24 protein-coding genes are annotated in these 24,914 nt (G+C 66.6%); 16 read left to right on the top strand and 8 right to left on the bottom strand.

Translation table 11 applies throughout. The features are described 5' to 3' along the window. The first annotated feature begins 17 nt into the window (after nt 1-17). The 3 genes from ASD71_RS13620 to ASD71_RS13610 are packed head-to-tail and all read left to right on the top strand — an operon-like array spanning nt 18 to nt 2,583. A complete protein-coding gene (locus tag ASD71_RS13620; protein WP_056564557.1) occupies nt 18-1,658 on the top strand; it encodes an AMP-binding protein in 1,641 nt (546 codons plus the stop codon). A 27-nt stretch (nt 1,659-1,685) separates the two neighbouring features. Next, nucleotides 1,686-2,126, top strand: coding sequence for a thioesterase family protein (locus ASD71_RS13615; protein ID WP_056564554.1), 441 nt, complete (start codon nt 1,686-1,688; stop codon nt 2,124-2,126). 49 nt (nt 2,127-2,175) lie between these two features. Continuing rightward, nucleotides 2,176-2,583, top strand: coding sequence for a RidA family protein (locus ASD71_RS13610; RefSeq protein WP_056564551.1), 408 nt, complete (start codon nt 2,176-2,178; stop codon nt 2,581-2,583). A 236-nt stretch (nt 2,584-2,819) separates the two neighbouring features. Here ASD71_RS13610 and ASD71_RS13605 read toward each other — a convergent pair whose 3' ends face one another. Beyond that, nucleotides 2,820-3,806 carry an AraC family transcriptional regulator gene (locus ASD71_RS13605; RefSeq protein WP_056564549.1) on the bottom strand — a complete coding sequence of 329 codons (987 nt, stop codon included), beginning with the start codon at nt 3,804-3,806 and terminating at the stop codon, nt 2,820-2,822. A 291-nt stretch (nt 3,807-4,097) separates the two neighbouring features. Between ASD71_RS13605 and ASD71_RS13600 the strand changes: the two genes are divergently transcribed. The 6 genes from ASD71_RS13600 to ASD71_RS13575 are packed head-to-tail and all read left to right on the top strand — an operon-like array spanning nt 4,098 to nt 9,885. Next, nucleotides 4,098-5,288 carry an ABC transporter substrate-binding protein gene (locus tag ASD71_RS13600; protein WP_056564546.1) on the top strand — a complete coding sequence of 397 codons (1,191 nt, stop codon included), beginning with the start codon at nt 4,098-4,100 and terminating at the stop codon, nt 5,286-5,288. 30 nt (nt 5,289-5,318) lie between these two features. Next, entirely contained in the window at nt 5,319-6,563 is a 1,245-nt protein-coding gene (locus ASD71_RS13595) for a dienelactone hydrolase family protein (RefSeq protein ID WP_056564543.1), read from the top strand. A gap of 9 nt (nt 6,564-6,572) precedes the next feature. Continuing rightward, nucleotides 6,573-7,922 carry an aromatic ring-hydroxylating dioxygenase subunit alpha gene (locus ASD71_RS13590; protein WP_056564540.1) on the top strand — a complete coding sequence of 450 codons (1,350 nt, stop codon included), beginning with the start codon at nt 6,573-6,575 and terminating at the stop codon, nt 7,920-7,922. After that, nucleotides 7,913-8,446, top strand: a complete 534-nt coding sequence (locus tag ASD71_RS13585) for an aromatic-ring-hydroxylating dioxygenase subunit beta (RefSeq protein ID WP_056564537.1) — start codon at nt 7,913-7,915, stop codon at nt 8,444-8,446. Before ASD71_RS13590 ends, ASD71_RS13585 begins: the two co-directional genes overlap by 10 nt. Further along, nucleotides 8,446-9,054 carry a cysteine hydrolase family protein gene (locus tag ASD71_RS13580; protein ID WP_056564533.1) on the top strand — a complete coding sequence of 203 codons (609 nt, stop codon included), beginning with the start codon at nt 8,446-8,448 and terminating at the stop codon, nt 9,052-9,054. Before ASD71_RS13585 ends, ASD71_RS13580 begins: the two co-directional genes overlap by 1 nt. A 12-nt stretch (nt 9,055-9,066) precedes the next feature. Continuing rightward, a complete protein-coding gene (locus ASD71_RS13575) occupies nt 9,067-9,885 on the top strand; it encodes an SDR family oxidoreductase (RefSeq protein WP_056564530.1) in 819 nt (272 codons plus the stop codon). A 975-nt stretch (nt 9,886-10,860) separates the two neighbouring features. Here ASD71_RS13575 and ASD71_RS13570 read toward each other — a convergent pair. Further along, the gene (locus tag ASD71_RS13570) at nt 10,861-12,657 is read right to left on the bottom strand and encodes a DUF342 domain-containing protein (protein ID WP_056564527.1); all 1,797 of its coding nucleotides are present in this window, start codon (nt 12,655-12,657) and stop codon (nt 10,861-10,863) included. A gap of 270 nt (nt 12,658-12,927) precedes the next feature. On the opposite strand from ASD71_RS13570, the gene ASD71_RS13565 reads away from it, so the two are divergent. Beyond that, nucleotides 12,928-13,674 (top strand): lytic transglycosylase domain-containing protein, encoded by a 747-nt coding sequence (locus tag ASD71_RS13565; RefSeq protein ID WP_056564525.1) that lies wholly within the window; start codon nt 12,928-12,930, stop codon nt 13,672-13,674. 35 nt (nt 13,675-13,709) lie between these two features. Here the strand turns inward: ASD71_RS13565 and hemL are convergent, their stop codons facing one another. Genes hemL through ASD71_RS13550 form a run of 3 tightly spaced genes read right to left on the bottom strand, consistent with a single transcriptional unit; the run spans nt 13,710 to nt 16,479 of the window. Continuing rightward, entirely contained in the window at nt 13,710-14,987 is a 1,278-nt protein-coding gene (gene hemL, locus ASD71_RS13560; protein WP_056566883.1) for a glutamate-1-semialdehyde 2,1-aminomutase, read from the bottom strand. Between the two features lie 5 nt (nt 14,988-14,992). Then, nucleotides 14,993-15,658, bottom strand: coding sequence for a thiamine phosphate synthase (gene thiE, locus ASD71_RS13555; RefSeq protein WP_056564522.1), 666 nt, complete (start codon nt 15,656-15,658; stop codon nt 14,993-14,995). Beyond that, nucleotides 15,655-16,479: a hydroxymethylpyrimidine/phosphomethylpyrimidine kinase gene (locus ASD71_RS13550; RefSeq protein ID WP_156395141.1), complete on the bottom strand. Its 825-nt coding sequence runs from the start codon at nt 16,477-16,479 to the stop codon at nt 15,655-15,657. Before ASD71_RS13550 ends, thiE begins: the two co-directional genes overlap by 4 nt. Before the next feature lie 139 nt (nt 16,480-16,618). Here ASD71_RS13550 and ASD71_RS13545 point away from each other — a divergent pair, with 139 nt between their 5' ends. The 6 genes from ASD71_RS13545 to ASD71_RS13520 all read left to right on the top strand — a co-directional run bounded on the left by ASD71_RS13545 (nt 16,619) and on the right by ASD71_RS13520 (nt 20,885). Continuing rightward, complete coding sequence (locus ASD71_RS13545; RefSeq protein WP_003814980.1) at nt 16,619-16,783, top strand: rubredoxin; 165 nt, start codon at nt 16,619-16,621, stop codon at nt 16,781-16,783. 146 nt (nt 16,784-16,929) lie between these two features. Beyond that, nucleotides 16,930-17,517 (top strand): YqgE/AlgH family protein, encoded by a 588-nt coding sequence (locus ASD71_RS13540; RefSeq protein ID WP_056564516.1) that lies wholly within the window; start codon nt 16,930-16,932, stop codon nt 17,515-17,517. Continuing rightward, nucleotides 17,510-17,911: a Holliday junction resolvase RuvX gene (gene ruvX, locus ASD71_RS13535; protein ID WP_056564513.1), complete on the top strand. Its 402-nt coding sequence runs from the start codon at nt 17,510-17,512 to the stop codon at nt 17,909-17,911. The genes ASD71_RS13540 and ruvX overlap by 8 nt, the downstream gene beginning before the upstream one ends. A 21-nt stretch (nt 17,912-17,932) precedes the next feature. Next, entirely contained in the window at nt 17,933-18,853 is a 921-nt protein-coding gene (locus ASD71_RS13530) for an aspartate carbamoyltransferase (RefSeq protein WP_056566880.1), read from the top strand. Beyond that, entirely contained in the window at nt 18,850-20,148 is a 1,299-nt protein-coding gene (locus tag ASD71_RS13525) for a dihydroorotase (RefSeq protein WP_056564510.1), read from the top strand. The genes ASD71_RS13530 and ASD71_RS13525 overlap by 4 nt, the downstream gene beginning before the upstream one ends. Then, the gene (locus ASD71_RS13520) at nt 20,145-20,885 is read left to right on the top strand and encodes a 1-acyl-sn-glycerol-3-phosphate acyltransferase (RefSeq protein ID WP_056564507.1); all 741 of its coding nucleotides are present in this window, start codon (nt 20,145-20,147) and stop codon (nt 20,883-20,885) included. The genes ASD71_RS13525 and ASD71_RS13520 overlap by 4 nt, the downstream gene beginning before the upstream one ends. 1,192 nt (nt 20,886-22,077) lie before the next feature. Here the strand turns inward: ASD71_RS13520 and ASD71_RS13515 are convergent. The 3 genes from ASD71_RS13515 to mtgA form a co-directional block, all read right to left on the bottom strand. Further along, a complete protein-coding gene (locus tag ASD71_RS13515) occupies nt 22,078-22,911 on the bottom strand; it encodes a symmetrical bis(5'-nucleosyl)-tetraphosphatase (protein WP_056564506.1) in 834 nt (277 codons plus the stop codon). Next, a complete protein-coding gene (gene lptG, locus ASD71_RS13510; RefSeq protein ID WP_056564503.1) occupies nt 22,908-24,086 on the bottom strand; it encodes an LPS export ABC transporter permease LptG in 1,179 nt (392 codons plus the stop codon). Before lptG ends, ASD71_RS13515 begins: the two co-directional genes overlap by 4 nt. A gap of 93 nt (nt 24,087-24,179) precedes the next feature. Then, complete coding sequence (mtgA, locus tag ASD71_RS13505; protein WP_056564501.1) at nt 24,180-24,914, bottom strand: monofunctional biosynthetic peptidoglycan transglycosylase; 735 nt, start codon at nt 24,912-24,914, stop codon at nt 24,180-24,182.

Here is a 24,914-nt window from a genome sequence, read left to right as displayed (position 1 = left end):
AGCCAAGGGGAATTTTCATGGAAGTATCCGCCCACATCGACACCTTTGCCCGGGACAACCTGCCCCCGGGCGAACAATGGCCTGAGTTCCTGCTGGACGGCCCCGACGTGGCCTATCCGAAGCGCTTCAATTGCGCGGTGGAACTGGTGGACGCGATGGTCGGCCGCGGCCACGGCGACCGCGTGGCGCTGCGCTGGCGCCAGGACGGCAAGCCGGCGACGATGACCTACGGCGAATTGGCCGCGCTGACGAACCGCATCGCGCGCGTGCTGACCGAGGACATGAAGCTGGTGCCGGGCAACCGCCTGCTGCTGCGGGGCCCGAACAATCCGATGATGGCGGCGTCATGGCTGGCCGCGATCAAGGCGGGCCTGGTGACGGTGCCGACGATGCCGCTGCTGCGATCCAAGGAATTGAAGCAGATCATCGAGAAGGCGCAGATCCAGGCGGTGCTGTGCGACGTGCGCCTGAAGGACGAGGCGCAGTTCTGCGCGCAGCCGGATCACGAGAATCACTGCCCGGGTCTGGCGCAGGTGATGTACTTCAATGACGCGGCCCCGGATGCGCTGGACGCGCTGGCGGCCGGTAAGCCCGACACGTTCGATGCGTGCGATACGGCGGCAGACGATGTGTGCCTGATTGCATTCACCAGCGGCACGACGGGCTCGCCGAAGGGCTGCATGCATTTCCATCGCGATGTGCTGGCGATGTGCGATCTGTTCCCCAAGCATGTGATCAAGCCGGGTCCGGACGACATTTTCTGCGGCACGCCGCCCCTGGCGTTCACGTTCGGGCTGGGCGGCCTGTTGTGCTTCCCGCTGCGCGTGGGCGCGAGCACGGTGCTGGCCGAGAAGCTGTCGCCGGAGAGCCTCCTGGAACTGATCCAGGAATTCCGCGCGACGATCGTGTTCACGGCGCCGACCTTTTACCGCCAGATGGCGGCGCTGGTGGGCAAGTTCGATCTGTCGTCACTGAAGAAGAGCGTGTCGGCGGGCGAGGCCTTGCCGGATGCGACGCGCCAGCTCTGGAAGGATGCAACGGGGATCGAGATGATCGACGGCATCGGCGGCACGGAGATGATCCACGTATTCGTGTCGAGCCCGCCGGAGTCGGTGCGCCGCGGCGCGATCGGCCGTGTGGTGCCGGGGTATGTGGCGCAGATCGTGGACGATGAAATGAAGCCGGTGCCGAATGGCACGGTGGGCCGGTTGGCGATCAAGGGGCCGACGGGCTGCCGCTATCTGGCCGACGAGCGCCAGCGCCGGTTTGTGCAGCAAGGCTGGAATCTGCCGGGCGATACGTTCGTGCAGGACGACGACGGTTATCTGTTCTACCAGGCGCGTAACGACGACATGATCGTGTCGGCGGGCTACAACATCGCGGGTCCCGAGGTCGAAGACGCGCTGCTGCGTCACGAGGCAGTGGCGGAGTGCGGGGTGGTGGGCGCGATGGACGACGAGCGCGGGCAGGTGGTGAAGGCGTTTGTGGTGCTCAAGCCGGGTTTTGCGCCGAGTGCGGAGCTGGTGACGGCGATACAGACGTTCGTGAAGGCGAGCATCGCACCGTACAAGTACCCGCGCGCGATCGAGTTCGTGGACGCTTTGCCGCGGACGGAAACGGGCAAGTTGCAGCGGTTTGCGCTGCGCAAGATGGCATGAGCAGGTAGAGGCATCAAAGGAAACATCATGGCAGCACCAATCACGACGGCTCCCTTTGTGAGTCAGGTCGAAGTCCGATTCCGCCATTGCGATCCGGCGGGCATCGTGTTCTATCCGCGCTACTTCGAGATGATCAATGATTTCGTCGAGGAGTGGTTCGACAAGGGAATGGGGCTGCCGTTTCATGCGCTGCACGTGGACCGGCACATCGGCACGCCGATGGCGTCGGTGACGTGCGATTTCAGCGCGCCGAGCCGTTGGCACGAGAAGCTGCGTCAGACGCTGTCGGTGCAGCGCATTGGCGGCGCGTCGTTCAAGGCGCTGGTGCGTTTTGAAGGGCCGGACGGCCAGTTGCGTTTGTCGGCGACGCTGACGATCGTGACGGTGGATTTGCGGACGATGAAGTCGATGCCGCTGCCTGCGGATCTGCGGGAACGCATGCAGCATTTTCTGGCAACCGCGGCATAAGCGGGCGCCACCCTGTGGTTTGTTTATTTGATCAATAGGATGAGACGTTATGAAGATTCTGCAACCGCCGGATTGGATGGCGCCCCGGGGCTATTCGAATGGTGTGCTCACCGAAATGCAGGTGGGCAGCAAGCTGGTGTTCGTGGGCGGACAGGTGGGATGGAACGGGCAGCAGCAATTCGAGTCCGATGACTTCGCGGACCAGGTGCGGCAGGCGCTGCTGAACATCGTGCAGATTCTTGCCGAGGGCGGCGCGAAGCCGGAACATATCGTGCGGATGACGTGGTATGTGACGGACAAGGATGAATATGTGGCGGCGTATCCGGGGATCGGAAAGCACTACCGGGAGTTGATCGGCCGGCATTTCCCGGCGATGACGGCGGTGGAGGTTGCGGACCTGGTGGAGGATCGCGCGAAGGTCGAGATCGAAGTGACGGCGGTGGTGCCTGCGCAGTAATTTCTTGATTTGACGGTGTATCGAAGGTTCGCCGCTTTTGCTTCCCGGCCGGCACCGGGGGGTGAGGGCGGCGGGCCTTCGGTGCTTGTGGGTGGGATTTTTGTCGGCATGTCGCTGGCTTCAGGTGTCTGACACCCGTATGAGAAAGCCGTCATTGCGCGGCAGTCTTGGCCGGGTGTCTGACACCGTGCGCGATGCGTGGGACTGGATCGGGTGTCAGACACCGCAATCACTCATCACCCGCCCGCGCGCCGCGTCTCTTTCGGTAGTTCCCCAAACCGTTCCCGGTAATACTCCGAGAACCTTCCCAAATGCCCAAACCCCACACTCAACGCCACCTCCGTGACGCTTGCATCCGGCTGCGTCTTCAGCCGGCTCCTCGCGGCGTCCAGCCGGAACGCGCGTAGCGCATTCATCGGCGTCGTATTACGGTGTTCCTGAAAAAGCCGGGTGAGCGCAGTCGCACTCGCGCCAGCATGGCGAGCGATGGTGTTCAGGGTCAATGGCGCACCCAGGCGTTCGCGCATGAACGCCTCGGCAACGCTCAGGCGGCGGGGGACGATGTTGGGCTGGCCTGCGTGGGTTTGCCAGGTGTTGGGCTGGTTATAGAGCAGGTGCAGAACCAGTGTGTCTTCCAGGTGCTCCAGCCACGCGGCAGGCGGGCGGCGTGCGCCGTCGTCCAATGTGGGCAGCAAGTGGATCAGGCTGCCCATCATGCTGCGCCAGGCGGCACCGATGGGGGTGTCCAGGCGCAGGGCAGGGCTGAAGTCCAGGGGGCCGGCGGCGGCGTCGCCGAAGGCGCGTTGGCCCATGGCTTCCAGCTTTCCTCTTGGAATCTTGAGCAGCAGTTGTTCGCAGCCGGCTTCCCAGTGCAGCCGCAGGCGGCGGTTGGGGGCGATGACGGCGGCGCAGTCGGGGTCGGCGTTGACGCCTTCGTCGCCGCATTCGATGCGGGCACGGCCGCGTAGCGGAACCTGCACCAGCATGAAGTCCTGGAGGCGGTCGGGTTCGATGTGGACTTCGGCGCCGTAGCGCAACGTACAGACGGTGAGCGAGCCGAATCGGCCCCGGTTCAGTTCGGCATCGACGCGGCCGCCTTTCCACGTCAGGCGGTGGTCCTTCAAGGCTTCGGACACGCGGGCGCGGGTCTCATCCTGTTGCGTGGAGCTGAAGACGCGCCGTTTCAGCAAGGGCGCCAGCTCTAGTCGGGACCAGCCGTGCATGGAAGCCTCCGGGACGGGACCGATCCCGTATCTGCGGGCAGCGTAATGGAATCGCGCGCCATTGGGAATTAAGTGAATCCCGGATAAGAGTGGCGGTATTCGGATAGAGCCGGGGAGGGCGCGGGCCTAATCTTGCCGGGAGGCGCCGCGCACGGTGGGCGGCGCCTGTTGGAGTGAGGGCGCCGCGGCGCGTAAGCTGGGCGACTGGAATCGGCGGCATGCGTGTACCGACGGCAGACGGGTTCTGTCAGCTTTCCGCCAGCGCGGCTGGCGGCGAATACGGGGTGGCACATGAATCGAAATCGATGGAGCCGGCGCGCGCTGGCGGCGCTGGTTTGCATGGGGACTGCGGCGGGCGCGCCGGGTGCGGCGTCGGCCGCCGACAAGGTGAAGGTGGGGCTGCTGACGACGCTGTCGGGGCCGGGCGCGGCACTGGGCAACGAGATCCGGGACGGTTTCAATCTGGCGCTGCAGCATACGGGCGGCAAGCTGGGCGGGTTGACGGCGGAAGTGGTGGTGGCCGACGATCAGCAGAAGGCCGATACCGGGCGCCAGGCGGTGGAACGCCTGCTCAAGCGCGACCGCGTGGACGTGATGACGGGCATCGTGTTTTCGAACGTGCTGCTGCCGGTGATGCCTGCGATCCTGCAATCGGACACGATCTATCTCAGCACCAATACGGGCCCGGAAAATTACGCGGGCGCGGGCTGTAATCCGAATTTCTTCGCGGTGGCCTGGCAGAACGAGGACATTCCGGCTGCGATGGGCAAGTACGCGGCCGACCAGGGCTACAAGCGCGTGGCGCTGATCGCGCCGGATTACCCGGGCGGACGCGAGTCGCTGAACGGTTTCAAGCGTCTGTACAAGGGCGGCGTGGCCGAGGAGATCTACACGCAGCTCGGCCAGCTGGACTATGGCGTTGAAATCACGCAGCTGCGCGCCAGCAAGCCGGATGCGGTGTTTTTCTTTCTGCCGGGCGGCATGGGCGTGAATTTCATCAAGCAGTTCAACGGCGCGGGCCTGTCCAAGGACATCGCGCTGCTGGCGCCGGGCTTTTCGGGCGACGAGGACACGATCGCGGCGGTGGGCGCGCCGATCAAGGGCCTGCGCAACACGGCGCAATGGGCGGCCGAACTCGACAACCCGGCCAACCGCAAGTTCGTCGAGGACTTCAAGAAGACCTACAACCGCAGCCCGTCGCTGTATGCGTCGCAGGGCTATGACGCGGCGATGCTGCTGGACAGCGCGGTGCGCCAGACGGGCGGCAAGCTGGATGCCGAGGCACTGCGTCCGGCGCTGCGCCGTGCGGACTTCAAGTCGGTGCGCGGCGATTTCAAGTTCAACCGCAATCAGTACCCGGTGCAGAACTATTACCTGCGCGTGGTCGAGGCCGACGCCAGCGGCAAGCTGTCGAACAAGCTGTCGGGGACGGTGCTGACGCAATACCAGGATCCCTTCGCCGCCTCGTGCCAGATGAAGTAGGCCGCCGGCTTCGAAACACAGGAGATACGCATGACTGATCGCATTACGACGCGCGAGGTGACGATCGCCTCGCACGATGGCAAGTCCTTTGGCGCCTATCTGGCGGTGCCGGCCTCGGGCCGCGGGCCGGGCCTGGTGTTGTGCCAGGAGATCTTTGGCGTCAACGATTTCATGCGGCGCAGCGCGCAGCTGCTGGCCGAGGAGGGCTACGTAGTGCTGGTGCCGGACCTGTTCTGGCGTCAGCAGCCCGGCATCCAGCTGACGGACGGCCCTGCGGACATGCCGCGTGCGTTCGAGCTGTACAAGGGTTTTGACGTGGACTTGGGCATCAAGGACATCGCATCGACGCTGGCCGTGTTGCGCGAACTGCCCGAGCAGGAAGGCAGCGCGGGCGTGCTGGGTTATTGCCTGGGGGGCAAGCTGGCCTATCTGGCGGCGTGCCGTACGGACGCGGACGTGGCGGTGGGTTACTACGGCGTGGGCATCGAGGACAGCCTTGAAGAGGCCGCCAATCTGCGCGGGCGCCTGGTGCTGCACATCGCGGAGCAGGATGGCTTCTGTCCGCCCGAGGCTCGCCAGCGCATCCTGGAGGCGCTGGGCGGCAAGCCGGGGGTGGAGCTGTACGTGTACCCCGGCGTGGATCACGCGTTTGCACGCACGGGCGGCGATCACTACGACAAGCCGTCGGCGCTGATGGCGCATCAGCGCAGCATGGCCGCGCTGCAGCGCACGATCGGGCCGGAGTTCGATTATTCGTACTTGTGGGACAAGCACTGCGAATATGAATTCGGCACGCGCGACGTGGCCGCGACCATGGCGACGATGGTGGCCGAACCCTACGTCAATCACATTCCGACGATGACGGGCGGCGTGGGCTACAAGGAGCTGTCGCGCTTCTATCAGCATCATTTCGTGAACAGCAACCCGCCCGATACGCGGCTGGTGCCGCTGTCGCGCACGGTGGGCGCCACGCAGATCGTGGACGAACTGCTGTTCTGCTTCACCCACACGACCGAGATCGACTGGATGCTGCCGGGCGTCGCGCCCACGGGCAAGTCCGTGGAGATCCCGCTGGTGGCCATCGTGAAGTTCCGTGGCGACAAGCTTTATCACGAGCACATCTACTGGGATCAGGCCAGCGTGCTGGTGCAGGTGGGCCTGCTCGATCCCAAGGGCCTGCCCACGGCAGGGCGCGAGACCGCAGCCAAGCTGCTGGACGAAACCCTGCCTTCCAACACGCTGATGGCGCGCTGGAAGGACAGCGAGAACAAGTAGGGAGACGACATGCCTTATACCGACGAACAACTGGGCGGGCTGGTGCGCGGCGACAGCGTGCATCGGGACCTGTACACCGATCCGGCCATCTTCGACCTTGAAATGCAGCGCATCTATGGCCGCGCGTGGATCTACGTGGGCCACGAAAGCCAGGTGCCCAAGACGGGCGACTATCACACCACGCGCCTGGGCGATCAGGATGTGCTGATGGTGCGCGCCGCCGACGGCCGCGTGCACGTGCTGTACAACCGCTGCCCGCACAAGGGCGCGAAGGTGGTGGCCGACGGCGAAGGCTGTGCGGGCAAGTTCTTCCGCTGTCCGTATCACGCGTGGACGTTCAAGCTGGACGGCAGCCATCTGGGCGTGCCGCTCAAGCAGGGCCTGGAAGGCACGTCGTACGACCCCACGGATCCGTCGTTCTCGATGCGGCGTTTGCCGCGCGTGGAGAGCTACCGCGGCTTCGTGTTCGCCAGCCAGTCGGCCGAAGGCCAGGCGCTGCAAGACTTCCTGGGCGGCGTGCGCTCGTCCATCGACAACCTGTGCGACCGTTCGCCGGTGGGCGAGGTGGAAGTGGCGGGCGGCATCTTCCGCGTGATGCAGCGTTCGAACTGGAAGGTGTTCTACGAGAACCTGCACGACACGATGCACGCGCGCGTGACGCATGAATCGTCCTATGCCGCCGCGCGCGACGAGGCCAAGGAAATGGGCGAGATGCCGCTCGAGCTGCACATCATGGACGGCAACGGCGAGCCCTACGAGTTCTGGGAGAAGCTGGAGCTGCGCGCCTACGACAACGGCCACGGGTACATGGAAGGCATCTTCAACCCGGGCGCCGCCGAGCGCGACCCGGTGTCGCGCGCGCACTTCGAGTCGCTGACCGGCGCCTACGGCGAGCAGCGCGCCCGCGAGATTCTGGGGATGAACCGCCACAATACGGTGATCTACGGCAGCGGATCGCCGCATACGGTGTTCCAGCAGTTCCGCGTGATCCGGCCGGTGGCGGTGGATCGGACGCTGATCGAGATCCAGACGTTCCGCTGCAAGGGGGCGCCGGAGGGCGTGTTCAAGCGCGCGATGCTGTATGCCAATGTCATCAATTCGCCGTCGTCCAACGTCATGCCGGACGACATCGAGCTCTACAACCGCTGCCAGGAAGGCAACGCGACGCGTGGCGGCGACTGGGTCAGCATGCACCGCTATCACGGCACGGACCGGGTCGAGGCCGACGGCATGGTGTCCGTGAACGGCACCAGCGAATTGCCCATGCGCAATCAATTCCGCGCGTGGAAGGCTTACATGGAGGCGGGCGCCGGTACTGGCGCAGGCGCCGCGGCCAAGGGAGACGGCGCATGCTGCTAGATCTGGATTTCGACGTCGGCACCGCGAATCTTGCGCCGGCCGACGTGCCCGCCGATGCCTACCACCGCATCGCGCAGTTCCTGTACCGCGAGGCGCGGCTGCTGGACGAGCGGCGCTACGACGACTGGCAGGCGCTCTGGACGGAGGACGGCATGTACTGGATGCCGCGCAAGCACGGCCAGGAAAGTCCGTACGATTTCATCTCGATTTTCTGGGAAGACCGCATGCTGCGCGACGTGCGCATCCGGCGCCTGGAACACCCGCGCAACTGGTCGCAGCAGCCGCCGACGCGCAGCGTGCGGCTGGTGGGCGGCGTGCAGGTCGAGGGTGTGGATGCGGCCGGCAACCTGGTGGTGCATTCGGTCTTTCAGATGACCGAATGGCGCAAGCGCCAGCCGCGCCAGCTTGCCGGGCGGTACACCCACAAGCTGGCCGCCGAGGGCGATGGCTGGCGCATTCGCATGAAGCGCGTGGACCTCGTCAACTGCGACGATGCGCACGACGCGTTCGAGGTGTTTGTGTGATGAACACCGACGTGGCGGTGCTGGCGCTGCACTATCAGAACGATGTGCTGCATCCGGATGGCAAGATCCGTGTCGGGCTGGACGCCGACAGCGGGGCGCGGCAGCGCCTGCTGGACAACGCCGCCGCCTTGCTGGAGGGCGCGCGATCGCTCGCGCTGCCCATTGTGCACGTGCGCATCGCGTTCCGGCCCGACTACGCGGACCTGCTGCCCAACTGCGCAATCTTCCGCAACGTGGCCACGATCGGCGCGGTGCCGGAAGGGCAGTGGGGCAGCGCGTTCTACGATGGCCTGCATCCGCTGGCGGGCAGCGCGCGCGAGTTCGTCGTCAAGCACACGCGCATCAGCGCGTTCTATGGCACGCCGCTGGAGGAAACCCTGCGGCTGCTGGGCGCGCGGCGGCTGGTGGTGGCGGGCGTGGCGACGCACTCGGTGGTCGAGGGCACGGTGCGCCATGCCGCCGATATCGGCTTCTCGGTCATGGTGGCCGAAGACGCCTGCGCGTCGGCCGACCCGGCGGTGCACGAGGCGTCGCTGGCCAGCATGCGGCTGATCGCGCAGACGGGATCGGTGCACGACGCGGTACGCTGGGCCGCGGCGTCAAACTGACAAGGAGCACTCATGGATTTCTCAGGCTTTCCCGGCCTGGCGGGCAAGACCGCCATCGTCACCGGCAGCACGCAGGGCCTGGGCGCGGACATCGCGCGCGGCTTCGTTGCGGCGGGCGCCAACGTCGTGCTGGTCGGCCGCAACGCCGAGGCGGGCGAGGCGCTGGCGCAGGCACTGGGCGAACGCGCGCTGTACTGCGAAACGGATATCGGTGAAGACGCCCAGATCCAGGCCTGCATCGACGCCGCGCTGGCGCGCTTTGGCCGGCTGGATTTCGTGGTGAACAACGCCTGCCAGTATGCGGATCGCGGCCTGGCATCGACGCGGGACGAATGGCACCGCACGCTGGATACGAACCTCGTGTCGGCGGCGATCTTCACGCAGCTCGCGGCGGCGCATCTGCCACGCGGCGGCGTGATCGTGAATCTGGGCAGCACCGGCGGCAAGTTCGGCGCGGCGGGGCGCGCGCTGTATCCGGCGTCCAAGGCGGCCCTGCTGCAGATCACCAAGAACTTCGCGGTGGAACTGGCGCCGTCGGGCGTGCGCGTGCTGGCGGTGTCGCCTGCATGGACGTGGTCGCCGTCGGTCGAACAGCTGTCCGGCGGATCACGCCAGGCGGCCGACGCGGTGGGCGCGCATTTCCATCCGCTGGGCCGCGTAGGCTCCGGCGAAGAGATCGCCGCGGCCGTGTGCTTTGCATGTTCCGACGCGGCATCGTGGATGACCGGCGTCGACATCCCGGTCGACGGTGGCTTCTCGATCCTGGGCCCCGACCGCGGCATCTCGCCGCGCGTGTGGTTCAAGGAATTGATGCCGGACGACGGCGCCTGACATCAGGGCAGGCCGGTTGGCAGCGCGGTGCCGGACATCTTCGTGCAGCGAAGGTGTCTGACACCCATGTGAGACCGCCGACAACTTGTCGCGATGCCGCCGGGGTGTCAGACACCTGGGTTCGTAGGCAGGCCGGTTGGCAGCGCGGTGCCGCATATCTTCGCGCTGCGAAGTTGTCTGACACCCATGTGAGACCGCCGACAGCTTGTCGCGATGCCGCCGGGGTGTCAGACACCTGGGTTCGTAGGCAGGCCGGTTGGCAACGTGGTGCCGGATATCTTCGTGCTGCGAAGGTGTCTGACACCCATGTGAGACCGCCGACAACTTGTCGCAGTGCCGCCGGGGTGTCAGACACCTGGGTTCGTAGGCAGGCCGGATGGCAGCGCGGTGCCAGACATCTTCGTGCAGCGAAGGTGTCTGACACCCTTGAGAGACCGCCGACAGCTTGTCGCAGTGCCGCCGGGGTGTCAGACACCTGGGTTCGTAGGCAGGCCGGATGGCAGCGCGGTGCCGCACATCTTCGTGCAGCGAAGGTGTCTGACACCCATGTGAGACCGCCGACAGCTTGTCGCGATGCCGCCGGGGTGTCAGACACCTGGGTTCGTAGGCAGGCCGGTTGGCAGCGCGGTGCCGGATATCTTCGTGCAGCGAAGGTGTCTGACACCCTTGAGAGACCGCCGACAACTTGTCGCAGTGCCGCCGGGGTGTCAGACACCTGGGTTCGTAGGCAGGCCGGTTGGCAGCGCGGTGCCGCACATCTTCGTGCAGCGAAGGTGTCTGACACCCATGTGATACCGCCGACAGCTTGTCGCAGTGCCGCCGGGGTGTCAGACACCTGGGTTCGTAGGCAGGCCGGATGGCCACGCGGTGCCGGATATCTTCGTGCTGCGAAGGTGTCTGACACCCTTGAGAGACCGCCGACAGCTTGTCGCGATGCCACCCGGGTGTCAGACACCTGGGTTCGAACTCAGACCTCTAGCGAATAACGATCTCGCCTTCTTCCAGCCCGGCCTTGCCGCCCACCTGGTCTTCCAGGAACTCCTGCATCTTGTTGCCCAGCTGGATCTTCGTGCCGCTACAGAAGCGCCGCGTGGCGGCGATGGTGGCGTTCTGCTGGGGCAGCAGGTCGCGGGCCAGTTGGGCTTCCTCGGTTTCAAGTCCGGCCAGCTCGCCGATGAGCTTGGTGTGCGTGTTGCGCGCCCGTTCGACGACGTCGCCCGTGGCCCGTTGCGGGTTGGCTTGCAGGAACATCAGCAGTTGTTCCAGCTTGGCCTTTTCCTCGTTCATCTTCAGGCGCTTGCGCGTGAGCGCCGAGCGCTTGATGTCGGCGTGCGGGTCCAGGCCGGCTTGCACCAGCGTCGGAATGCCTGCGGGCGAGCCGATGGTGCCGGCGCGGACTGCCAGCAGCGCGCGGGTTTCGCCGCCCGTGATGGCGCTTTGCTGCGTGTTGGGCGGGCCGACATTGACGCTGCCGCCAGCGGCGATGCTGCATTGGCGGATTTCGCGTTCGACGTCGATGTCCTGGCCCGCGCTGATGACCGCGTTCTCGATGAACTTGGCCCGCAGCGTGCCGCCGCAGACGATGTGCGCGGTGCGCGGCGCCGCCGAGGCGTCGTGCACGGTTTCGGCCATGCCGATGATGCCGCCCTTGACGGTCACGCTGCCACCGGCCTCGACCAGCGCGGCTTCGATGGTGCCGTTGACGACCACATCGCCCGTCACGCGCACTTCCATGGTGGCGGCGATGTCGCCACGCACCTGCAAGGAGCCTTCGAAGTTGATGTTGCCGGTGGACAGGTTGACGGCGTCCACCTCCACCATCGGGTTGACCTGCACGCCGTGGGTGATGAGCGTCGGCGTGCCGGAAATGGCCGCGCGCAGCAGCAGCGGATCTTCCGGATCGATCTCGACGCCGGACAGTTCCTTGGAAAATGGCGTATCGGGCAGCTCGTCGGGCATCACGGCCTCGCCGAGCACGTTGGTGCCGTCCACGCCGGGCAGCGGCGGAATGCGGCGCATGAGCGGCGTGCCGGGCGACACGAGCAGCAGGCTGCCGAGATCGCGGTAATCCACCTGGGCCAGTTCGTCGATGTCCTCGGCGCGGGGCTTCAGGCGGTCAAGCAGGCTTTCAAAGCGGGTGGGCGTGCCGCGCGTGGGCGGCGTACCCTGCGCGGCCAGGATGGTTTCGGCGCGGCCCAGCGCCACGGCCTCGGCCAGCGCGCCGTCCAGCACGCCGTGCACGATGCCCTGGTCTGAGAGGGCCTGGTGCACCGCGTCCAGCGTGACGGGCTTGCCGCCCTTGGGCGGGTGCAGCGTCAGCGTTGCCGCCATGCGGGTCGCGTTCAGTTCGATGTCGAAGCTGCCGTCCACGACCTGGCCGACGGGGCTCTGGACGGGTTCGGTGGCTGCGCGGCACAGATCGATGAAGGCGACGATGGCGTGGTTGTCGAGCGCGTCGGCGCCCCAGCCCTGCGTGGCCGCGGCAGCAACCAGCACGTCCCACGTCGGCAGGTCGGTATTGACCAGCGGGGGGGCTTCTTCGTCGGCGACGGCAACGTCCGCGTCGTCGTCCTGGCCGGCGGCCTGAGAGTCGTTCTGTAGCCCAGCCTGAGACCCGGCCGAGTCACCACCTTCCGTGCCAGCAACCGCCATGTCGGAGGTGCCCGCAGCCGTTGCCTTGGCGGGTTCGGGACGAGGTGGCGGCGTGTACACCGCCGTCAGGACGTTGGTGTCGGCATCCAGCATCAACTGGAGCATGTTTTCTGCGCCCATTTCACCCTCTCTCCGATCCCGGCACGAGCGGCCGGTTCAATCATTTGGTAATTGAACGAAATATTACGTCATATTCTTTGCAAGGACGATCATTACCGGCGGTAACAAGCAAATTTATCGGCCGCATGTCCTAGTCACGTCCCCGATTCTCCCTGGGAAACGCCCGCGCCGCCGCGATCTAGATCATCGGCAGGAAAGACAGAACCGGGATGGTGCAAGCAGCATTGGGGCTCGCCAACGCGTCTTCCGACGCCGCCGGAGCCCCGTCCCATGTCCCAACCCCCTACCTCCATTTTTTCGGCCACGCGCGCCATCCTGGCACGCGCCGGCGGGATGGCGGCGGTGGCGGCGCTGGCGTCGGGCGCTCTGGCGCTGGCGACACCGGTGCAGGCCGCCGACACCTACCGCTACAAGGACCCGTTCGGCGTCTGGCGCACGATGAAAGTGCCCACCGGCACCGGTAAATACTACAAGCGCGCGCAGGCACGGACGGCGGTCCGCGGCGGCGCCGAGAAACTGTGCCTGAGCTGTGAGCCGGAAGCCGGCGACGGCGCCCGCCGCGTGAGCCGCGTGGCCGCCGAACCGACGTTGCGCTGGAGCACTGTCAAACCCACGACCAAACACGACAACCTGATCGCCCGCGCCGCGCTGGATTCCGGGGTCGACCAGGCGTTGCTGACGGCGATCATCGCCATTGAGTCGGGTTTCCGTAGCGATGCCCGCTCGCCCAAGGGGGCGCTGGGCCTGATGCAGCTGATGCCCGCGACGGCCGCGCCGTTGCTGTCGGTGGACGACGTGGAGCGCGCGCTGGTGGACCCGGCGACCAATGTGCAGGCCGGATCGCGCCATCTGCGCCGGCTGATCGACCGGTATCCGGGCCGCCTGGATCTGGCGCTGGCCGCGTACAACGCGGGCGAAGGCGCGGTGCGCAAGTACGACGCGGTGCCGCCGTACGCCGAAACCCAGGCCTATGTGAAGAATGTGACGGCCCTGTACGAGCAGTACAAGGCGCCGTGAAGGAAGCGGGCCGCCGGCCCGCTTCGATTCAACGCTTAAAGTCCCGCGAACACTTTGTCCGCGATGTCCAGCGTGGCCTGGATGACGGCGTCGTCGTGCGTGGCCGACACGAAACCCGCTTCGAAGGCCGACGGCGCGAAATGCACGCCGTTGTCCAGCATGGCATGGAAGAAACGGTTGAACGCGGCGGTGTCGCAGGCCGAAACCTGGGCGAACGAAGCCGGGATGCGGTCGCTGAAGTAGATGCCGAACATGCCGCCGACCGAATCCGCCGAGAAGGGCAGGCCGGCCTTGCGGGCGCGTTCCTGCAAGCCCTGTGCCAGCTTGGCGGTCTGGGCCGACAGATTCTCGTAGAAGCCCGGCGCGCCGATGAGGCGCAGCGTGGCCAGACCCGCCGCCACGGCCACCGGATTGCCGGACAGCGTGCCGGCCTGGTAGACACCGCCCAGCGGCGCGATGTGCTTCATGACCTCGGCGCTGCCGCCGAAGGCGCCCACCGGCATGCCGCCGCCGATCACCTTGGCCAGCGTGGTGATGTCCGGCTTGACGCCAGTCAGGCCCTGCACGCCTTGCGGTCCCACGCGAAAGCCCGTCATGACCTCGTCGAAAATCAGCAGCGCGCCATGCTGCGTGCAGACCTCGCGCAGGCCTTCCAGGAAGCCGGGCGCGGGCTTGATGAGGTTCATGTTGCCGGCGACCGGCTCCACGATGATGCAGGCGATGTCGGCGCCATGCTGCGCAAAGGCTTCGCGCACGGCATCCAGGTTGTTGTATTCCAGGGTCAGCGTGTGCGACACGAATTCCGGCGGCACGCCGGCCGAGCTGGGCTTGCCGAAGGTCAGCAGACCCGATCCGGCCTTGACCAGCAGGCTGTCCGAATGCCCGTGATAGCAGCCTTCGAACTTCACGATCTTGGCGCGGCCGGTGGCGCCGCGCGCCAGGCGGATCGCCGTCATGGTGGCTTCGGTGCCCGAGCTGACCAGGCGCACCTGTTCCAGCGAGGGCAGACGCGAGATCAGCACTTCGGCCAGCTCGATTTCTGCTTCGGTCGGCGCGCCGAACGACAGCCCGTTGACGGCCGCTTCCTGCACCGCGCGCACGACTTCCGGGTGCGAGTGACCCAGAATGGCCGGGCCCCACGAACCCACGTAGTCGATGTACTGCTTGTCTTCCGCGTCCCACACGTACGGACCTTGCGCGCGCTTGATGAAGCGCGGCGTGCCGCCCACGGAGCGGAAAGCGCGCACGGGCGAGTTGACGCCGCCGGGGATGCTGCGGCAGGCGCGGTCGAAGAGCTGAGCGTTACTGGACATGGCGATCAAGGCTTACGGTTGGAGTTGGCGGAATAAGGCGCGGAGCAGGCCACGGCGGCGGCCCGGACGCTGGGCGCTTCGAACAGGGCCGTGATTACGGCGATGCTGTCGGCGCCGGCCTGGGCCACGAGCGGCGCGTTGGCGGGCGTGATGCCGCCGATGGCGACGACGGCGGGCCGGGGCGCATCGCGTTCGTCGGCCAGGCGGCGGGCTTCGGTCAGGACGGACAGCGGCGCGCGCACCGTGTCGGGTTTGACGGTGGACGCGAACATGGCGCCGAACGCGATGTAGTCGGCGCCCGCGTCGAGCAATTCACGCGCCCGCGTCAGGTCGCCGTAGCTGGACCCGCCCAGGATCAGGTCGGGACCGGCTTCGCGGCGGATGTGCGCCAGGCTTTCGTCGTCGCGGCCCACGTGCGCGCCATCGGCGCCGACGTCCAGCGCCAGGCGCCAGTCGTCATTGATGAGAAACACCACGCCCAGTTCGCGGCACAGCGGCGCCAGGGCGCGGGCCTGCGCGGCGCGCACGGCATCCGGCACGTTCTTGCGGCGCAATTGCAGCGAGCGCATGCCGCCCGCGGCGGCGTCACGCACCGCCTTCAGCAGGCGGTCGGTATCGTCCCATTCGGGCGTCACGCCATACAGGCCGGCGGGAAAGCGAATCGGTTTCATTGGGGCAGGATCCGGTTGGGAATGCGCCGGCCCATGCCCGGCAGGAAGCTGGCGGCCACGGCGGCGTCGGCGTGGACTAGCCCCTGACGCACGGCCTCCGGCATTTCCAGGCCCTGCGCCAGCATGGCGGTGATCGCGGTGGCGGCTAGGCCGCCGGCGTCGCCGTTGCGGTCGGGTGGCGCCTGCCAGGGCCACGTATGGGTCTGGCCGCCGGGTCCGAGCAGCACGTTGGCGAAATGACCGGGGCGTTGGGGGCTGCCCAGCACCAGGACCCACGCCGCGCCGGCCGCCACGAGGGCGTGCATGGGCGTAGGTGCGTCCCCGATATCAATGTCGCCGTCGGCGTGCCACTGCGCGAGGCGCAGGTGTTCAATGACCAGCAGGTCGGTCTGCGGCAGCACCAGTTCGAGGGTCGCGGCCAGCAGGTCGTCGGCTTCGTCCTCGTCGGCGGCATTGGCGGGCACCTGCGCGCGCTGGCCCAGGTGCAGCACGAGCGGGACCTGGCTGTAGTCGGCGGCAACCTGCGCCGCCACGCTGGCCGTTTCCGCGGTGTATAGTCCGCCCACCTTGATGGCCTGCACCGACATGTCTTCGAGCAGGCAACGCGCCTGGTCGTCCAGAAGGTCGGGCGAAACGGGGTGGATTTCTTCGATGCCGGCGGTGTCCTGCACGGTCAGCGCGGTCACGGCCGCCAGGCCATGACAGCCCAGACGGGCGCAGGTGACGGCATCCGCGGGCAAACCGTCTGATCCCGAGGGATCGAGCGGGCCGAAGACCAAAACGAGAGGGGGAGTAACGGGGGCCACGTGACTGCGCTTGATTAAGGGCGCCCCGGCTCATTTGGCATGAATCAGGGGAACCCCTATTGGGTTTCGGTAAGATTGTCCCCATTCTAATGGAAGCCCCTCACCTTTGCCCCACCGCGGGGACGCCGGTGGGGTTTTGATGTAAGAGAGAACTATGCGTACTTGGATGTGTCTGATTTGCGGCTGGGTCTATGACGAAGAGGCCGGCCTGCCCGACGAAGGCATTGCGCCCGGCACCCGCTGGGAAGACGTGCCGCCCAACTGGGTCTGTCCCGAATGCGGCGCCCGCAAAGAGGACTTCGAACTGATGGAAATCTGAAGCCGTACCGCCGACTTATTCCGCCAGGGCTCGTAAGATGGGGCATACCCCGTCCTTCGTCACCGTCGGACTGCCGTCAGGCATGACGTTTGCGTCCGCGCAATCACTCCGAACGGTTTTCTCAGACTACCCATGAAGGGGTTGCCATGACGGAAAAACATCACGAAAACGCTGCGACGCAAGCGGCCAACTTCGCCAACCAGTTCCTGATCGCCATGCCGGGCATGGTCGAAGGGAGCCTGGCGGGTTCCGTCATCTACGTGTGCGAACACACGGACCGCGGCGCGCTGGGGCTGGTCATCAACCGCCCCACCGACCTGACGCTGGGCACGCTGTTCGAGCGCATTGAACTGACGCTGGAAATCGGACCGGTCAAAGACACGTTCGTCTTTTTTGGCGGACCGGTCCAGACCGACCGCGGCTTCGTGCTGCATGCGCCGGCTGGCGACTACAGCTCCAGCATCAAATTGGGCGACATGGCGCTGACCACCTCACGCGATGTGCTGCAGGCCGTGGCTGATGGCAACGGACCGGCGCGCATGCTGGTCACGCTGGGCTACGCCGGCTGGGGCGCGGGCCAGCTCGAAAGCGAGATGGGCCAGAACGCGTGGCTGAGCGTGGGCGCGGACGCGCACATCATCTTCGATGTGCCGCCCGAGGAACGCTACCCCGCCGCGCTCAAGCTGCTGGGCATCGACCCCGTGATGCTGGCGGGCGACGCTGGCCATGCCTGAAGAAACTCTGCTTGCCTTCGATTTCGGCGAAAAGAAGATCGGCATCGCCATCGGCAATACGCTGACGCGCCAGGCGCGCCCACTTGAAATCATTTTCAGCGAGGTCCGCGACGCGCGCTTTGGCCGCATCGCGGCACTGCTGCAGGAATGGCAGCCGCATCGCGTCGTCGTCGGTCTGGCGCTGGACGCCGAGGGCGGCGAACAGCCCGCCACGGCACGCTGCCGCCGCTTTGCCAACCAGCTTCATGGCCGCTTCGGCATCGCCGTGGAACTGGTGGATGAACGCGGCTCCAGCATGGAGGCGCAACGCCTGCTCGGCACGCATGCCGCAGATGACGCGATGGCTGCGGCGGTTATCCTGCAACGCTATCTGGATGCCTTGCCCGCGGTCTGACGCCCGCGGCCTGTCTTGCCCATGCTCAATCCGCAACTCGATCGCCGCGGCGAACTCACACATCTGCTGACCACGGAAGGGCTGCCCCGCCGGCACGTCGAGCGGCTGCTTGACATGGCGCGCGCGCAGTCGGCGTCCGACGATTCGCCGCCGCATGCCGCGCCGGAAATGCCGGTGTTCCTGTGTTTGCCGGACACGAACACTGCGGACCGCGACGCCTACGCCGCCGCCGCGGCCAGTCTGTCGATGCTGCCGGTGCCGCTGGAGGCGCAAGCCGCCCTGGCGCTTGCCGAGACGGTCGCCGCGCTGGCGCCGGGCGTGCTGATCCTGCGCCACGGCCAGAGCGGCGCGGCCCATTGCGCCGCCGCTCATTCCGCGCCGGGCCTGCACGTGCTCAATGCGGGCGACGGCCGGCATGCCGATCCCGTGCCCGCGCTGGCGCTGGTGCAGGCCATCACCGAGATCAAGCCTGACCTCACCAGCCTCGTCGTGACGCTGGTGGGCGACATCCGCCACGCCGGCGTGGCGCGTTCCGTGATCCATCTGCTGACCACGCTGGGCGTGCCGGAAGTGCGCGTTGCGGCGCCGCGCACGCTGCTGCCGGACGGCCTTGCCCAACTGGGCGTGCGCGCCTGCGCCACGCTGCAGGAAAGTCTGAGCGATGCGGACGTGGTGATCGCGCTGCCGCTGAATGTCGAAGAGATCAGCGGCGCGCAGCTTCCTTCCGCGCGCGAGTACGCCTGCACCCACGGCATCACGCCCGCGGCGCTGGCGGCCGCGAAACCCGATGTGCTGCTGTTGCCCGCCGGCCGGCTGGCGCCCGGCGTGGAAGTGGACGGCGACATCGCTGCCGCGCTTGAACCCGCCGAGGCGCGTCTCGCGGCCCTTGAACAACCGCTGCGCGTGGCGGTGCTGCGCGCGCTGGCCGGAGCGGCGCCATGAGGCTGCACATTGCCAACGGACGGCTGATCGATCCCGCAAACGGCGTGGATGGCCAGCACGACCTCTACATCGCCGCGGGCCGTATTGTCGCGGTTGGCGCGGCGCCCGACGCCTTCCAGGCCGATCGGCATATCGATGCAAAGGGCCTGGCTGTCCTGCCTGGCCTGATCGACCTGTCGGCACGCGTCGCGCAAGCGGGCAACGCGGGTCACGGGGGATTCGCGCCCGCTGAATTGCGCGCGGCATTGGCCGGTGGCGTGACGCGCCTGGTGCTGCCGCCCGATTCCGAAAGCGCGCCAGACGAACCGACCAAGATCGAGGCGCTGATGCGCCACGCGCAGGCAGGGCAGTGCGCCATCCTCCCGTTGGGCGCGATGACCGTGGGCCTGGCGGGCGAAACCCTGACGGAAATGGCGCTGCTGGCGCGCGCGGGCTGCATCGCGTTCGCGCAGGGCGAATCCCTGGCGCCCGACACGCGGGTGCTGTGGGGGGCGATGCGCTACGCAAGCGGCCTGGGCCAGACGCTGTGGCTGCGTCCGCAGGACCCCTGGCTTGCACGCGACACCTCGGCCGCCAGCGGCCCGTACGCGGAACGCCTGGGCCTGGAAGGCATGCCGGCGCAGGCAGAGACCGTGGCGCTGCACACGATATTCGAATTGCAGCGCGCGACAGGCGCGCGCGTGCATCTGTCGCGCCTGTCGACAGCGGCCGGCGTGGACCTGCTGCGCGCGGCCCGCCGCGAAGGCCTGCCTGTGACGGCGGATGTGTCCATGAACAGCCTGCTGCTGACAGACGTGGACATCGGCTTCTTCGACACGAATCACCACCTGTTGCCGCCGCTGCGCGGCCAACGCGACCGCGACGCGCTCCAGGCGGCGCTGGCGGACGGCGTGATCGATGCGCTCTGCTCGGATCACACGCCGGTGGACGCCCGCGGCAAGGCGGCCCCGTTCGCGGCCGCCACGCCCGGCGCAACCGGTCTTGAACTGCTGCTGTCGCTGGCCCTGAAGTGGGCGCGTGATGGCCGCCGTCCTGTCGGTGACGCGCTGGCGCGCGTGACGTCGGGCCCGGCCGCGGTGCTGTCCGCCGTCGCGCCGCACCTGGGCCCATGCGGCCACCTGGGTGTGGATGCGCCGGCAGACCTGTGCCTGGCGGACCTGGACACCGAATGGATGGTGATGCCCGCAGCCCTGCAAAGCCGCAGCGCCCAGACACCTTTCGCAGGTATGATGCTGCCCGGTCGAGTGCGAGCCACCGTGGTCGGTGGCCAACCGGCCTGGGAGACTCCAGTTTGAAGCTGCTGCGCTTTGTCCTACGGCTGAGCCTTGTCCTGCCCCTGATCATTTTCGGCCTGCTGAGCGTGGGCCTGGCCTACCCCCTGATGCGCCCCGCGGCCCGCGCCCGCCTGAACCGCCGCTGGTCGCGCTGGCTGATGGCGGCCTGCGGCGTGAAGGTCGTCCTCAAGGGCGAACCCCGCCTGGAAGGCCCTGTGCTGCTGGTGGCCAACCACGTGTCCTGGGTCGACATCTTCGTCCTGAACTCGGCCCGCGCGACATCCTTCGTGGCCAAGAGCGAAATCCGCGCGTGGCCGGTGATCGGCTGGCTGGTCGCCGGCGCGGGCACGCTCTTCATCGAACGCGGCCAGCGCCACGCGGTCCATGCGATGGGGGAGTCGATGCAGGCCCGCTTCAAACAGGGCGACGCGGTGGGGCTGTTTCCGGAAGGCACAACGACCGAAGGCTTCGACCTCCTCCCTTTCCACGCCAGCCTCTTCGAACCCGCCCGCGCGGCGGCTATTGAAATCCAACCCGTGGCGCTGCGGTTCATGCAGCACGGCAAGCGCAGCGGGTACGCGGCGTTTGTGGGTGAAGAGTCGCTGGTGGGTAATCTTTGGCGGGTGCTGGGAGTGACCGGGTTATCCGTCGAAGTGGTCTTTCTGTCGCCGCTGGCTGCGCGTCATCCGGATGGGAGTTTGCCGACGCGGCTGGAACTGTCGCATCAGGCTCGGGATGCGATTGCTCGGGTGCTTTGATTTGCGTGGTTTCTCGCGGGCTGTGGACTAGCACCGTAGGTTTTGCACGCTGCTTGCTGTTGATGCGGTGTTAGTTACTGACGTGTCCGGTTCGGTGGCGGGTTTGATTCTTAAGGCGTCCGGCACGGTGGCGGCCCGGGGCGCGCGGGTCCACGATTGCGGTCCGGAGCCTTCGCTCCGGACTCCCCCTTCGTCATCTTCGTCCGCCTTCGGCTCCCTTCAGATTGCCTCGGGCTTATCGACGCCCCGCGCACCCCGGGCCGCCACCGCACCGGACTCGGGCAATTGAAATTTGCCGGGCGCTGGGACGATCAGCGTGCTTTGCGTTTTTGTGCAGAGACCTTCGGGCTAGCAGCATCTTGCGATGCCCGTCCCCGTTCGGCCGCGCGGGCGGCCTCCGGCGACTTACGCGGCGTCTTGCGTTGTGATATTGACGCTTCGCGCGTACGTGGCGCTTGGGTGTCTGACACCCGCATACACGGACTTCAAGCTTGAAGCGGCGTTCCAAGGGTGTCAGACACCCATCTTGGCAAAGGCGCTTGTTTTTTGTGGGGTGTCTGACTCCAGCAGATTCGTAGGACTGATTCGGGTGTCTGACACCAGCAGACGGCAGTAGATTTGTAGGACCGATTCGGGTGTCTGACACCGTCGTGCGAACACGGCACGCCGCTAATCGTCACTTGAACTCAAGTGCCCGATGGGCGGCGCGAACCGGTCGGCAAGCTGTGGCGGACCGTCGCCGCGCCGCCCATCACCGCCCCACCCACCGTGACGGCGGCCACCAGCAAACCACCCTCCGCCAGCGCGCAGCGCACTCCGCCACGACGTCCCACCGACCCGATGCCGGGTTGCCGCCGCCCGGGCGGCAGCAATCCGGCGGCCCCGCAGATCTCCTTCCCTGTCCACAGGTCTTGCAGCGCGCAAACCAAAGACCCTAGCAGCACGGCGTCGTGGTCACCGGGGAGGCGAGCGCCGTCGATGCGCCCGAGGGAATCTGAAGGAGCGGCCGCAGGCCGGGACGAAGATGACAACGGGGGAGTCCGGAGCGAAGGCTCCGGACCGCAATCGTGGGCGATCGCCTCCCCGGTGACCGCGGCGTCGGGCGACCTACGAAGACGGGCTTGCTTACGAAGACAGCATTGCAGCTACGAAGACATTTCGCAGCCTACGAAGACCACTCACCGCCCAGCACTCACTCCGCCATCGGATCCTGAAACTGCGAACACTTAACCTGCACGAGCTTCCGATCCTGCAACCGCAAAGCAGTCAACGACCCACCCCAAACACATCCCGTATCCAGGCAAATCACGTCCGGCCGCTGCAACAACCCCAACGTCGACCAATGTCCAAACACCGTCGTGACGTTACGCGTCGCACGATTAGGCACATCGAACCAAGGCACCAACCCGGGCGGCCATGCCCCCGGCGTCACCTTCGTCGCAAATTCCATATGCCCGTTCGGCGTGCACAAACGGATCCGCGTCAGCGCGTTGATGATCACCCGCATCCGCTTGCCGCCCTTGTGGTCTTCCTTCCAGGTGGCCGGCTCGTTGCCGTACATCTTTTGAAGGGCCTTCTGCCAGTTCGGCCCGCGTAGCGCGTCCTGGACTTCGCCGGCCAGGGCCAGCGTTTTGGCGACGTCCCATTTGGCCAGGGTGCCCGCGTGGACCAGCAGGTGGTTCTGCTCGAAATGCGCCAACGGGCGGAACCGCAGCCAGTTGAGCAGGTCCGTCGCGTCCGGTGCCCGCAGGATGGATTCCAGCGTGTCCGATTTGGACGGCTTGCGCACACCCGCGGCCGCGGCCAGCAGGTGCAGGTCGTGGTTGCCCAGGACCACCGTTGCGCGGTCGCCCAGGTCGATGATGCGGCGCAGGGTTTCTAGCGACTGCGGGCCGCGGTTGACCAGGTCGCCGGCAAACCAGAAGCGCGACTTGGGATCGCCAACCAGGTCCGGGTGGGACAGCAAGCGATCCAGCGGCGAGCAGCAGCCCTGCACGTCGCCGATCATCCAGATACTGCCGTTCATGCGGGACTCTTGCTCCAAGGCCAACGTTGTTGGACGACACGGGTGATGGTGTGGCGGTATTCCATGTAGCTCATGGCGCCCAGCGCCAGCGCCATGGCGCCCAGGTTCGGGCCCAGGGCGGTCAGCCAGGGCGGCCACTTGCCCAGCATGCCGACGTTCAGCGCAAGCTGGTTCAGCATGAAGAAGCCCACGCCCAGCAGGATGCCCACGAAAACCTTGGCGCCGACGCCGCCGCGGCGGGTCTGCATGAGGCCGATGGGGGCGGCGATGGTGATCATCACCAGCAGGGTGAAGGGGTAGGCCAGTTTGCGCCACAGGGCGACGACCTGGCGGCCGTATTGAAGCTGGTTGTCCCGCAGGTAATCCACGTAGTCGAGCAGCGTGACGATCGACATGCGCTCGGGCGTCAGCACGCGCGCCAGCAGGCGTTCGGCGCTGAGCGTGGTGTCGATGGAGCGTTCGGGCAGCTTCACGACCGTGGCGGGCGGGTTTTTGGGGGGGCGGGCGTTGGCGAGCGCCTCGGCGGCCTCGGCGTCCAGGCGGGTTTCGGAGACGTCCTTGAGGACCAGGTCGCCGCGCGTGAACGTGCCCGTGGGGGCGGTGGACAGCGCCGACAACGTCAGGTCTTTCTTGAATTCGTAGAGGGTCACGCCGGCCACCTGGCCGTCGCCCTTCAGTTCGGCGATGTTGATGATGCGGGTGCCGCCATTGGCGGTGGGTTCCTTGAACCAGTAGCCGCTTTTGAGGCGGTCGCCGCCGGCCTTGCCGCGGAACATCAGGTTGGCCTCGCCGGTCTTGACCTCGGCCCAGGGCGTGACGTATTCGGACAACAGGCCTGCGCCGATCATCAGCGGAATCGTGACGATCCAGAGCATCCGCAGCAGCTTCATGCCGCTGACCCCCGAGACCCGCAGGATGACGAGTTCGTTGCGTTGGGCCAAGCCCGCCAGCGCCAGAATGGCACCGATCAGGAGCCCGATGGGCAGCAGGTCATAGAGACGGGTGGGGATCGCCAGCGCCTGCATGTACAGCAGGGCCATCATGGAGAACTTGTCGCCCACGTTGTCCAGGTCGTCCACCAGAGCGAAGAACGTGAAAAGGCCTAGCAGGGCCAGAAGGACCACTGCGCAAGAGCGATAGACCTCTCGGGCCAGGTAGCGACGTGCGGTACGCATGAAGGAAAAGGGAGTGGAGCGCGTAAACGTGAAAGCTTAACAAATCCCGCAGCCGGAAGACGGCCGGCGGGACCGATTTGTCCGGTTCCCCTTTCAGGGGATGTCGACCATCTGCATCCGGCGTGTCAACACGCCGACCCGGGAATTCAGATAGTTGGACTTGCGGTGGCTGTCATAGAAGCGCGGGTTGGGCAGCATGGCCGCCAGCCGGGCGGACTGGCTGTTCCCCAGGTTGGCGGCGGTGGTATTGAAATAATGCTTGGCGGCGGCCTGGGCGCCGAACACGCCCACGCCCCACTCGGCGACGTTCAGGTAGAGCTCCAGGATCCGTTCCTTGCTCATGACGTGTTCGATCATGTAGGCCAGGACCAGTTCCTGGCCCTTGCGCAGGTAACTGCGCGAGCCCGACAGGAACAGATTTTTGGCCAGTTGCTGGGTGATGGTGGAGCCACCGCGCATCTTCGAGCGCCCTGCCTCTTCCTGTTTCTGGTTGTATTCCCAGGCCTTGCGGATGGCGTCCCATTCGACCCCGTCGTGGCCCGTGAAATTGGAATCCTCGGAGGCGATCACCGCGCGCTTGAGCGAGCGGTTGATCTTGTCGTAGGCGACCCATTCGTACTTCAGCTCGATCGCCGGGTCTTCCTTGCGCAAGCGCGACAGCTCTTCGCGCATCATCGCGCTGCTGCCCGGGTCGCGGTAGTTGTACCAGACCACCTGGGCGAACAGCCAGAATTGGTACAGCAGGATCGCGCACACCAGCGCCATCACCAAACCGGTGGTGATCCGGAACCAATTTCGGCCGCCGCTGCGGCCCGTGCGCGTCGCCAT

The sequence above is a fragment of the Achromobacter sp. Root565 genome (assembly GCF_001427425.1).
Classification (GTDB): Bacteria; Pseudomonadota; Gammaproteobacteria; order Burkholderiales; family Burkholderiaceae_B; genus Achromobacter; species Achromobacter spanius_D.
This window is presented reverse-complemented; position numbering and strand designations above follow the sequence as displayed.

Coding starts and splice junctions, on each gene's coding strand:
- mtgA (WP_056564501.1), bottom strand. CDS start 24,914: ATGGCGACGCGCACGGGCCGCAGCGGCGGCCGAAATTGGTTCCGGATC.
- ASD71_RS13530 (WP_056566880.1), top strand. CDS start 17,933: ATGCTCAATCCGCAACTCGATCGCCGCGGCGAACTCACACATCTGCTG.
- thiE (WP_056564522.1), bottom strand. CDS start 15,658: ATGAAACCGATTCGCTTTCCCGCCGGCCTGTATGGCGTGACGCCCGAA.
- ASD71_RS13590 (WP_056564540.1), top strand. CDS start 6,573: ATGCCTTATACCGACGAACAACTGGGCGGGCTGGTGCGCGGCGACAGC.
- ASD71_RS13595 (WP_056564543.1), top strand. CDS start 5,319: ATGACTGATCGCATTACGACGCGCGAGGTGACGATCGCCTCGCACGAT.
- lptG (WP_056564503.1), bottom strand. CDS start 24,086: ATGCGTACCGCACGTCGCTACCTGGCCCGAGAGGTCTATCGCTCTTGC.
- ASD71_RS13515 (WP_056564506.1), bottom strand. CDS start 22,911: ATGAACGGCAGTATCTGGATGATCGGCGACGTGCAGGGCTGCTGCTCG.
- ASD71_RS13620 (WP_056564557.1), top strand. CDS start 18: ATGGAAGTATCCGCCCACATCGACACCTTTGCCCGGGACAACCTGCCC.
- ASD71_RS13615 (WP_056564554.1), top strand. CDS start 1,686: ATGGCAGCACCAATCACGACGGCTCCCTTTGTGAGTCAGGTCGAAGTC.
- ASD71_RS13580 (WP_056564533.1), top strand. CDS start 8,446: ATGAACACCGACGTGGCGGTGCTGGCGCTGCACTATCAGAACGATGTG.
- ASD71_RS13575 (WP_056564530.1), top strand. CDS start 9,067: ATGGATTTCTCAGGCTTTCCCGGCCTGGCGGGCAAGACCGCCATCGTC.
- ASD71_RS13545 (WP_003814980.1), top strand. CDS start 16,619: ATGCGTACTTGGATGTGTCTGATTTGCGGCTGGGTCTATGACGAAGAG.
- ruvX (WP_056564513.1), top strand. CDS start 17,510: ATGCCTGAAGAAACTCTGCTTGCCTTCGATTTCGGCGAAAAGAAGATC.
- ASD71_RS13540 (WP_056564516.1), top strand. CDS start 16,930: ATGACGGAAAAACATCACGAAAACGCTGCGACGCAAGCGGCCAACTTC.
- ASD71_RS13605 (WP_056564549.1), bottom strand. CDS start 3,806: ATGCACGGCTGGTCCCGACTAGAGCTGGCGCCCTTGCTGAAACGGCGC.
- ASD71_RS13610 (WP_056564551.1), top strand. CDS start 2,176: ATGAAGATTCTGCAACCGCCGGATTGGATGGCGCCCCGGGGCTATTCG.
- ASD71_RS13570 (WP_056564527.1), bottom strand. CDS start 12,657: ATGGGCGCAGAAAACATGCTCCAGTTGATGCTGGATGCCGACACCAAC.
- hemL (WP_056566883.1), bottom strand. CDS start 14,987: ATGTCCAGTAACGCTCAGCTCTTCGACCGCGCCTGCCGCAGCATCCCC.
- ASD71_RS13565 (WP_056564525.1), top strand. CDS start 12,928: ATGTCCCAACCCCCTACCTCCATTTTTTCGGCCACGCGCGCCATCCTG.
- ASD71_RS13600 (WP_056564546.1), top strand. CDS start 4,098: ATGAATCGAAATCGATGGAGCCGGCGCGCGCTGGCGGCGCTGGTTTGC.
- ASD71_RS13585 (WP_056564537.1), top strand. CDS start 7,913: ATGCTGCTAGATCTGGATTTCGACGTCGGCACCGCGAATCTTGCGCCG.
- ASD71_RS13525 (WP_056564510.1), top strand. CDS start 18,850: ATGAGGCTGCACATTGCCAACGGACGGCTGATCGATCCCGCAAACGGC.